Annotated in this window: 8 protein-coding genes and 1 pseudogene; all 9 read left to right on the forward strand. The window is 28.7% G+C overall.

Annotation, left to right across the window (positions count from 1 at the left end; all coding sequences use genetic code 11):
* Positions 1-109: 109 nt before the first annotated feature.
* Entirely contained in the window at positions 110-328 is a 219-nt protein-coding gene (locus AC1EJ5_RS06150; RefSeq protein WP_004830100.1) for a helix-turn-helix domain-containing protein, read from the forward strand.
* A 73-nt stretch (positions 329-401) separates the two neighbouring features.
* Positions 402-521, forward strand: a pseudogene (locus AC1EJ5_RS06155) (conjugal transfer protein); the annotation flags it as partial.
* A 62-nt stretch (positions 522-583) separates the two neighbouring features.
* A complete protein-coding gene (locus AC1EJ5_RS06160) occupies positions 584-1,102 on the forward strand; it encodes a ClbS/DfsB family four-helix bundle protein (RefSeq protein ID WP_004830103.1) in 519 nt (172 codons plus the stop codon).
* Between the two features lie 224 nt (positions 1,103-1,326).
* Entirely contained in the window at positions 1,327-1,656 is a 330-nt protein-coding gene (locus AC1EJ5_RS06165; protein ID WP_255348613.1) for a GntR family transcriptional regulator, read from the forward strand.
* The gene (locus AC1EJ5_RS06170; protein ID WP_009346093.1) at positions 1,653-2,534 is read left to right on the forward strand and encodes an ABC transporter ATP-binding protein; all 882 of its coding nucleotides are present in this window, start codon (positions 1,653-1,655) and stop codon (positions 2,532-2,534) included. Before AC1EJ5_RS06165 ends, AC1EJ5_RS06170 begins: the two co-directional genes overlap by 4 nt.
* 3 nt (positions 2,535-2,537) lie before the next feature.
* Positions 2,538-3,182, forward strand: a complete 645-nt coding sequence (locus tag AC1EJ5_RS06175; RefSeq protein WP_009346091.1) for an ABC-2 transporter permease — start codon at positions 2,538-2,540, stop codon at positions 3,180-3,182.
* A 10-nt stretch (positions 3,183-3,192) separates the two neighbouring features.
* Positions 3,193-5,403: a radical SAM peptide maturase, CXXX-repeat target family gene (locus AC1EJ5_RS06180; RefSeq protein ID WP_009346040.1), complete on the forward strand. Its 2,211-nt coding sequence runs from the start codon at positions 3,193-3,195 to the stop codon at positions 5,401-5,403.
* A 16-nt stretch (positions 5,404-5,419) separates the two neighbouring features.
* Positions 5,420-5,710: a CXXX repeat peptide modification system protein gene (locus AC1EJ5_RS06185; protein WP_009346044.1), complete on the forward strand. Its 291-nt coding sequence runs from the start codon at positions 5,420-5,422 to the stop codon at positions 5,708-5,710.
* A gap of 45 nt (positions 5,711-5,755) precedes the next feature.
* A complete protein-coding gene (locus AC1EJ5_RS06190) occupies positions 5,756-5,905 on the forward strand; it encodes a hypothetical protein (RefSeq protein ID WP_009346097.1) in 150 nt (49 codons plus the stop codon).
* Positions 5,906-6,027 lie beyond the last annotated feature (122 nt).

Here is a 6,027-nt window from a genome sequence, read left to right on the forward strand (position 1 = left end):
TAACACAACAAATTCTCTAAAATAAATCACTAAATCAATGTAAGATTGAATGAAATCAATATTTATGCTATAATTAAATAAATCTAATGAACATAAAAAGAGGGATATTATGGCACTTAACTATAAACCATTATGGATACAGTTAGCAAAAAAAGGTTTAAAGAAAACTGATGTAATAGCTATGGCAGGGCTTACAACAAATGTTATGGCACAAATGGGCAAGGATAAACCAATTACATTTAAGAATTTAGAAAGAATATGTAAGGCTCTATCTTGCACTCCTAATGATATTATTAGTTTTGAAGATGAATTTGAACAAGAGATTTAAATTCTTATAGTTCTTTAAACTTGATTTATAAGGAATCAAAGAAAATCTTAATAAAGTTATCTAAAATTTTATTGAAATAACAGTAATGGATGGAGGCACGTGTATATACCAGATAAGAGTAGTAAGACTTTTACTATCTGATAAATTTGATATCACAAAACATAAGAATTACAAGTTACTGGAAGATTATGATTAAATATTAAGATATAATTATTTTTGGCAAAATATCTATATACAAACCATGGAGGTAGGCATATGAGGTCTTATGAAAGTAAGGAAGAATTAAAAAATGAGATTAAAAAAACTTTTGCAAAATATATTTCAGAGTTTGATAATATCCCAGAAGAATTAAAAGATAAAAGAGTAGACGAAGTTGATAGGACACCAGCAGAAAATCTTGCCTATCAAGTAGGTTGGACAGCTTTAGTATTGAAATGGGAAGAAGATGAGAAAAAAGGACTTGAAGTAAAAACACCATCAGATAAATTCAAGTGGAATCAATTAGCCGAATTATATCAATGGTTTACAGAAGCTTACGCTCATAAATCTTTAAAGGAACTAAAAGAACAATTAACAAAAAATATTGAAGATATTTATCTTATGATAGATGAGCTAACAGAAGAAGAATTATTTAAACCTCATATGAGAAAATGGGCAGATGAAGCAACAAAAACAGCAACTTGGGAAGTGTATAAATTTATTCATGTAAATACAGTAGCACCATTTGGTACATTTAGAACTAAGGTTAGAAAATGGAAGAAATTAGTACTTTAGTAACATAAATTTGACGTATATTAGAATAATTTGATTTAGACGATAGAAATTAAAACTATATCGTCTTTTTTTATACTCAAAATTGGGAAATTAAGGGGGTTGAAAAAAATTTTTATTGGTGGTATTATTAAAATAACAAGTACACATAAGTACACTTCTGAAACAGGAGGTGCAATATCAATATTATAATAAATACCGATTCTAGCGAACCGATTTATGAACAAATCGAAAATCAGATAAAAAAACAAATTATGAATGAAGATTTGAAAACTGGAGATTCTATACCATCTATGAGAGTATTGGCTAGAAATCTTAAGGTAGCTGTAATTACAGTTCAAAAGGCTTATGAAAATTTACAAAAAGATGGATTTATTGAAACTATTCATGGCAAAGGCAGTTTTATATCAGCAAGAAATATTGAATTACAAAAAATAGAAACATATAAAGAAGTGGAAGATTTAGCTAAGAAAATTGTCAAGAGCATACAATCAAGTTCTATTTCAATAGATGATTTGATAGATTTAATAAAAAAGATATATGAGGAGGGGCAATGATGGATTCATATGAAAATAAATTAGCATTAAGGGTATCTGGATTAAATAAAAAGAATAAAACAAATGATTTTTCTTTGAAAAATATAAATATTGAAGTACCTTATGGATCTATTGTAGGAAATATAGGAAGAAATGGAGCGGGGAAAAGTACTACTATTTCTTGTATACTTGGAATGTTTCAAAAAGATGATGGAAAAATAGAGATATTTGGTACTGAAGATTGTAATCAAGTAGATATTAAAAAACACATAGGTGTTGTTTTAGATGACCCAAACTTTTCATTATTATTAACGCCTAATGAGATAAATGAGGTAATGAAATTTAATTATAGTAATTGGGAAGAAGATAGTTTTAAAAATTATTTGAATCGATTTAATTTGCCAATAGACAAGAAAACTAAGCAATTTTCATTTGGAATGAAAAAAAAGTTATCGTTGGCTATAGCATTGTCTCATGAAACAAAACTTCTCATATTAGATGAAATTACTTCAGGGTTAGACCCAGTAAGTAGAGATGAGATTTTATGTATATTATTAGAATTTATAGAAAACCCAGAACACTCGGTATATATATCATCACATATTACAACAGACTTGGAAAAAATAGCTGATTATATAGTTTTTATGGATAATGGTAAAGTCGTGTTGAGCGAAGAAAAAGATGAATTGTTATATAACTATGGGATACTTCGTTGTAATGATACGGATTTAGAAAAAGTCGATAAAACAGACATAATTTCATATAGGAGAGAATATGGGAGAGTAAATATTTTAGTAAAAGATATATCGAAGATAAAGAATAAGTATAAAGAATTTGTTGTAAATAAACCTAATTTTGATGAAATTTTGCTGATTTTGACAGAGGGAGGAGAATCCTAATATATGAAAGGTCTATTATTAGAAATATATTATAAAAATATTAAAAACATATGTGTAATGAATGCGTTTTTGCTTACAATTTGGATTTTGATAAATCTTTTTTCTAGCACGCAAATGCTTGTTTTTGCATATTGCGCAGTTGTAATATTCTCCAACAGTTTATTAATACTTTTATCACAGAGAAAAGATTATGATTTAAAATTGTATAAATACGAGTTCATGTTACCGATAAAAAAGAAAAACATAATTTTGTCAAAATATGTAAGTCAAATAGTTATTATTTTTCTGTCTGTATTAATGTTAGTAATCCTGAATTATATATCAATTCATGCAGGTAAGCATTATTTTGATTATGGTTTTTCGGATTTTATTATTTTATTAAATATTTTGTTAGCTTTTATTCTACAAATGGTATCAATATTTTACTTGGCTTTGTACTTTATTGATTTAGATAAAGGTGATTTGTGGTTAGTAATAGGGCTAATTGGCTCTATTGTGCTTGTAGCTATAGAGATATTTGTGGTTAATAAACTTGGATTTTCTAAGTCAGGTGGAAATGTTGCACTTTGTGTAATATATTTGATGTTATTAATAACATCATGCGTATTGAATTCAAAAAGAATGGAAAATCTAAAATTAGATACTTAGGAGGAAAATGATGGCTATAGCAGACATAAATTCAATACTTAGTAGATCATTTCGAAATGATAGGATTTCTAAAATATCATGGGAAAAAGGTAATTATTTAAATGTAACTATGTGTGTAACAGAAGAATGTAATCTGGAATGTACATATTGTTATATGGTTGGGAAGAATAATTTCAAAAAGATGACATTTGAAACAGCCAAAAAAATAGTAGACTTTATTGTGAATGATCCATATTGTAATAACTTATCAGATAATTTATTGATTGATTTTATTGGTGGAGAACCATTATTAGAAATGGAATTGATAGATAAAATAAGCGATTATATCTGTCTGTTGCTATATAGCAAACGGCATAAATGGTTTAATAATCTTCAATTTTCCTTTTCCACAAATGGGACATTATATGATTCAAAAATAATGGAAGATTATTTAAAAAAGCACAGGTATCATGCTGGATTTGGATTCAGTATTGATGGAACTAAAGAAAAACATGATTTAACAAGAATTACTAGGGATGGAAAAGGTTCTTATGACAAGGTTATTAAATCGTTTTACAAATACAAACAAGACTATGAGGATGAAATATTTCAAAAATCGACATTTTCAAGTGAGGATTTAGTATATCTAAAAGATAGTATAATTCACTTATGGGATCTTGGATTTAAAAATGTTGAGTCGAATTTAGTTTATGAAGATGTTTGGAAAGAAGAAGATCCAAGTATATTTGAAAATCAACTTAAAGAACTTGCGGATTACATGTTTGAAAGTGGTAGATATTTGACCCATAGTGTAGCGTATTTTGAAAAAAGAAGAGGGTTACCACTTGCTAGTAATTCGTTGAATCAAAATAGGTGTGGAGCTGGATATAAGAGCTTAGCATTTGATACAGATGGGAATATTTATCCGTGTATACGATTTTTAGAAATGTGTTCTGATGATAAAAAGGGAATGATAGTTGGAAGTATAGATAAAGGTGTAGATTATAATGCCTTGAGAGCTTTATGTGGAACTACTTGGACTTCTGTAAGTGATGAAGAATGTAATAATTGTAATGTTGGAACTGATTGTGGTTGGTGTGTAGCACAAAATTATCAGGAGAATGGCTCTTTATATAACAGAGTAAAGCATATATGCGAAATGCATAAGGCTAATGTGAGGGCAAATAAATATTTTTGGAAAAGATATGAATTAGAGACAGGGAAGACATCAGATAGAGTTATTGAAAAGGTGTTGTTTTCAAAACATAATGAACTTAAATATGTTTATTTTATTACATCAGATGATGCACCTTCTTTTTGCAATTATACAAAGCGATATAATGAGGGGAATTATATGTCTAAGGACTTATATGATAATGCTTTGAAATTTTGTCTAGACAATGAAGTATTGCCTATTTTTCTGGGTAGTTATGAAATTGATTTAGATAGTGAAAAGAAAGTGTTCTTTGAAATAGACAGGAGAAGAATTTTTAAAAATCCGCAAAGATCTATAACTGTAGTTGATGAATATTCAGAAAATATAGAGACACCAGTTATAAACTACATTTTGAGAAAAAATGAGATTAGAAAGTTAAAAAACACAATTGAGAGGTTTTGCAACAACGGAATTAAACGAATAAATCTGTTTATTAGTGATATGAATTTGTGGAACGATAGTGACATTACACTATATGAAGATCAATTGCATGGATTATGTGAGTATGTTGTAGATTTATTTGTTGAAAGAGGTGTTTTTCTACAGATAAATGTTTTGAGTGACAGAATAATGCTAGAAAAGAACGAGACTAGGGATTGTGCAGCAGGGATAAATTCAGTTGCACTGGCTCCAAATGGTAAATTTTATGTATGCCCAGGATTCTATTTTACTAATCCTGACTGGAATATAGGGAATCTAAAAGATGGAATAGATTTCTCTGAAAAGCGTAAATATTTTAGGGGCAAGTCGGCAATGTGCTTAGAATGTGATGCAAATGCATGTAAGAGATGTTTATTAGATAATAAAATTACAACAGGTGAGGTAAATGTTCCTTCATCTACTCAATGCAAAATATCATTCGTAGAGGCAAATGCACAGAAATACTTTGCAAACTTATTGCAAGAAAATAATGAAGTTTTAAATATATATATTCCAGATGATCTTAAGATATTGAAATACAATGATTATGTTTCAAAAATGATTTTTAATGATGAGAGAGCAATTGCTGATAAATGGAATTATTAAGTGAGAAGGTATAAAAATGGATTGTGAGAGGAATATAGAATTAACATCAGAAGAAGTAAAAAATCTTATGATTAGAGTTCAAAAATTTAATTCGATTAGAACTATTGACTTGATTATAAGAAATAATCCTAATATAGTTGGTGAATTTGATATGGACGAAAGCATATTTGCAAATGTTGAGACTGAGCTTTTATATGCTGATAAAAATTGTAGAAAATGGTGGAATGAAATTTGTGAAAAATACAAATTGCAAAAAGATTTGGGGTTCAGGGTAGATTATGAATCCTGCGTTTTAACATTGCTATAATTGCATTAATTCAATTATAAATATATTTGGAAAGGAGGGCATTGTATGGATTTTATGCTTTACACAAAGCCAAATACACCTGACATAGTACCTTTTGCTTGTGGATATCATGACAGATGTAAGGGTTGTAGAAATGCTTGTACAGGCTGTAGCTCAGGGTGCAAAGGTTGTACAGGTGGATGGTTTATAGGTTAGGTGTTAAAAAAATAAGAAAGCTCGTAAATGAGCTTTCTTATTTCATTGTCTACTTTAGTGAGTTGAGCGAACGAAAGAGAGCGAAACAAAAAACCACCTGCTATGCAGGTGGAGGGATTTAG

It is taken from the genome of Anaerococcus sp. C0059F3 (assembly GCF_056590475.1).

What these genes read in the sequence shown, in the direction of transcription:
- AC1EJ5_RS06150 (WP_004830100.1), top strand. Translation starts at nt 110, where the DNA reads ATGGCACTTAACTATAAACCATTATGGATACAGTTAGCAAAAAAAGGT.
- AC1EJ5_RS06175 (WP_009346091.1), top strand. Translation starts at nt 2,538, where the DNA reads ATGAAAGGTCTATTATTAGAAATATATTATAAAAATATTAAAAACATA.
- AC1EJ5_RS06185 (WP_009346044.1), top strand. Translation starts at nt 5,420, where the DNA reads ATGGATTGTGAGAGGAATATAGAATTAACATCAGAAGAAGTAAAAAAT.
- AC1EJ5_RS06190 (WP_009346097.1), top strand. Translation starts at nt 5,756, where the DNA reads ATGGATTTTATGCTTTACACAAAGCCAAATACACCTGACATAGTACCT.
- AC1EJ5_RS06160 (WP_004830103.1), top strand. Translation starts at nt 584, where the DNA reads ATGAGGTCTTATGAAAGTAAGGAAGAATTAAAAAATGAGATTAAAAAA.
- AC1EJ5_RS06180 (WP_009346040.1), top strand. Translation starts at nt 3,193, where the DNA reads ATGGCTATAGCAGACATAAATTCAATACTTAGTAGATCATTTCGAAAT.
- AC1EJ5_RS06170 (WP_009346093.1), top strand. Translation starts at nt 1,653, where the DNA reads ATGATGGATTCATATGAAAATAAATTAGCATTAAGGGTATCTGGATTA.